We start from the raw sequence: 3,488 nt of genomic DNA on the forward strand, positions 1-3,488 counted from the left end.
CAGACGTAGACCATGTCATGACCGCGTTCCATAGCGCCGGACAGGGATTGAAACCCTATATCGTAGGTGCCGCCGTCACCCGCGAAAGTGATGAACTTGACGGTTCCTTCCACCTTGCCGCGTCGTTTCAAAGCATTATAGGCTGCTTCCACTCCGGAACAGGTAGCCGCGGAGTTTTCAAAAGCAGAATGAATATAACTGTCCATATAGGCAGTGTAAGGATACATAAAAGTGGAGACCTCCAGACAACTGGTAGCATTGACCACCACCGCCCGGTCCTCTTTATTCAGAGCGCGCAGAACCCCTGACACCACCACCCCGGCGCCGCATCCGGCGCAGAGTCGATGCCCTCCGGTGAGACGAGCCGGCTTTTCCACTTCCCGTTTCAGGTTGTATACCTTGCTCATGCTATGTCCTCCTTTGACCTATGCCCCATATGAGTATATACCGGACCTATCTCGCCGGTTCCAGCAATATCCGCCAGCCGGGCGAACACCTTTTCAATGTCCCCGGTCTTTACGTCGCGGCCGCCCAGACCGTAGACGATATTTATCAGATAAGGACGTTCCTTCAGATCATACAAAGCACTGCGGGTCTCGGCAAATAAAGGACCGCCGCTCCCTGAAAAGCCCTCCGACTTATCCATGACGGCTACGGCCCTGACGCCTGCCAAGGCCCGGGCCAGTTCCTCACCCGGGAAAGGACGGAATACTCTTATTTTGATCAGCCCCGCCTTTACTCCATGATCCCGCAGCTTGTCGACAGCCGCTTTGGCAGTCCCGGCACTGGACCCGATCAAAACCAGAGCAAATTGGGCATCCTCCATCCGGTATTCTTCAAATAGGCCGTAGCTCCGTCCGGAAATCTTTCCAAACTCTGCGGCCACCTCCAGTATGCGGGCCTTGGCCGCCTTCATCGCCTCAGCCTCCATAACTTTGTGTTCCATGTAATAAGGACTCACATCATACGGTCCTACCGCCAGGGGATTTTCTTTTTTCAGCAGATAGTTTTCGGGGCAATATTCCCCGATAAACTTGCGCACCGCCTCCGTCTCCACAAGCTCTATATTCTCCACGGCATGACTGGTGATGAAGCCGTCCATACAGGTCATCACCGGCAAGCGCACGCTTAGGTGTTCGCCGATAGGCAGAGCCATGAGAAAATTATCGTAGGCCTCCTGATTATTTTCGGCATAGATTTGAATCCAGCCGGAGTCCCTTGCTCCCATAGAATCGGAGTGGTCGTTGTTTATGTTGATCGGACCCGAAAGAGCCCGGTTGACGCAGGCCAGTGTAATAGGCAGACGGCAGGAAGCCGCCACGTACAAAAGCTCGTACATCAAGGCCAGTCCGCAGGATGAAGTGGCGCAGACGGATCTGGCACCGGCAGCCTGCGCCGCAATGCACACCGACATTGAACTGTGCTCAGACTCCACGGCTACGTACTCGGTATTTACCTCGCCATTAGCCACATAATCGGCGAAGTATTCGGGAATCTCTGTGGAGGGGGTGATGGGGAACGCTCCCATGACATCAGGATTTACCTGCTTCATGGCATAAGCTACAGCCTCGTTGCCGGAAAGACGGTTGCTCATCTGGCTGCACCTCCAGATACCATTTTAATCGCCGGAAAGGGACAGACTTCCACACAAATTCCGCAGCCCTTGCAGTGCATATAATCGAAGTCCAGACGCTTCCCGTCCTTTACCGGAATAGCGCTGTCCGGGCAAAATGGGACACAAAGCATGCAGTGTTTGCATGCTTCCACGATAAATACGGGTGTGTGGGTCCTCCAGGTACCAGTATCGAAGGCCCGTGCGGTTCCCGGTTCGTAGATCTCCCCACCGGGGGTCAGATCCTGCCAGGGGGTGTGTTCGTTGATATCCTTCGCATGAATCATCCTACCTGCACCTCGTCCATGGATTTTTTCAGTGTTGCCATGTTACCCTCGACAACCTGGGGCTTGGCAGCAAATTTATGTTTAAAAGATTCTTCCATATTCGTTAAGAAACTCTCCATCTCCAAAACGCCGCTCACCTTGACTGCGGCAGCCAGCATAGGGGTATTGGGAAAATTTGCTCCCAGGATCTCTTCCGAAATGCGGCGGGCATCTATGGTGCAGACCTTTCCGTTCCATCCCCGCAGCTTCGGGCGCATCTCCTGGGGACAGCTGGAAGTATTGATGATTATCGCGCCGTCCTCTTTCAGTCCTCCGGTAACATCGACGCTTTCCAGCAGACTTTCATCCACCACAACCACATAGTCCGGATAGTAAATGTTGGAATGGATAGTACAGCGTTTTTCGCTGATACGGTTATAAGCGGTTATAGGTGCTCCCATACGTTCCGGCCCATATTCCGGGAATCCCTGCACAAATTTTCCTTCTAAACCGGCCACATCCGCCAAGAGCAGGCAGGCCATCTTGGCTCCCTGCCCGCCCCGGCCGTGCCAGCGAATTTCTACCATGTCATTGGTTGCCATTGCTGTTCCCTCCAGTCATTGTGATGGCTAAACTACCAGATAGGCGCCGAATCTTTTCCCTCAGCGCACCTATTATACCCCGCACGGGGCAGGCCGCATCGCTAAGGAGCAGGCTCCCAAGAGATGCCTTCAAAGTACTTTGGTCCTTCCAAGGATTTTGAGTGTATTTGCATAGAAGAGTGCAAAATACTAAAAATCGTGGGGCGCGCGACTTTCCACGAGCATCTTAATGCCATAAATATGGCAATACTATTAAAGTAAAAAAGGCTTTCGTCCCGTAAAGGGACGAAAGCCTTAAAAGACATTCGCTATACCACCCATTAATACGACATACCATCATATGCGTTCCCGGTGACGGGGGAAACCCGTCGGAGCCTACTGGATTACTCGTTCGGTCCGCAGCTCAGGAGTGATTTTCGGGTCCAGACTACTGGTGCCGGGCTTGCACCCTCCCCGGCTCGCTGCAACGTTCAGCTGGAACGTACTCTCTCCGTCAATGCCTTTGAATTTTGAATTATAAATAAATATAACCACTTGATCGTGTTTTGTCAATCCCACGTGATTTTCAAGATAAGGCCAAACTATATTATAATCAGTGCCTTCTTCAATTATCTGCACATATGATTGATAACGATGACGCCGATTACGTTTTCTACCGCTTACCTCAGCCAGAATACCCAGCTTCTCCAGTTATTAATTGCTTTGCGTGCTGCCGGAGCGCTCAACCTGAGGGTTTTGCCGACAAACTGAACGGCTACCTGTGGCTGTTTATAGAGCAAATTCAAAAGTAATATTCCGATAGTTGACGCTTTCCCAAGAGAAAATACCCGTGAGCGGGTGCTCGGGGAGTATCAAGAGGACGGCGGGGTTATTGACATTTGCAAGCTTCAATCACTGTTATTGTTAGGGTTTTCTATTTTGCGTGTTAACTCTTTTACCTGATTATCCAATTTTTTAATATACTTTCTTATATGGATTATTAGAAATATTAAAAAATTGGATAATCAG

The 3,488-nt window shown here is 51.0% G+C and carries 4 protein-coding genes; all 4 read right to left on the reverse strand.

Features of this window, described 5'->3' with window-relative positions; all coding sequences use genetic code 11:
* Nucleotides 1-407 (reverse strand): thiamine pyrophosphate-dependent enzyme (locus B2633_RS16840; protein ID WP_483171834.1); only part of this gene is annotated, 407 nt, incomplete at its 3' end.
* Nucleotides 404-1,594 (reverse strand): pyruvate ferredoxin oxidoreductase, encoded by a 1,191-nt coding sequence (porA, locus tag B2633_RS16845; RefSeq protein WP_483171835.1) that lies wholly within the window; start codon nt 1,592-1,594, stop codon nt 404-406. The genes B2633_RS16840 and porA, both read right to left, overlap by 4 nt.
* Nucleotides 1,591-1,899, reverse strand: a complete 309-nt coding sequence (locus tag B2633_RS16850; protein WP_483171836.1) for a 4Fe-4S binding protein — start codon at nt 1,897-1,899, stop codon at nt 1,591-1,593. Before B2633_RS16850 ends, porA begins: the two co-directional genes overlap by 4 nt.
* The gene (locus B2633_RS16855) at nt 1,896-2,480 is read right to left on the reverse strand and encodes a 2-oxoacid:acceptor oxidoreductase family protein (RefSeq protein ID WP_483171837.1); all 585 of its coding nucleotides are present in this window, start codon (nt 2,478-2,480) and stop codon (nt 1,896-1,898) included. Before B2633_RS16855 ends, B2633_RS16850 begins: the two co-directional genes overlap by 4 nt.
* Nucleotides 2,481-3,488 lie beyond the last annotated feature (1,008 nt).

The sequence above is a fragment of the Syntrophomonas sp. UBA1041 genome, assembly GCF_002316705.1.
GTDB lineage: Bacteria > Bacillota > Syntrophomonadia > Syntrophomonadales > Syntrophomonadaceae > DTU019.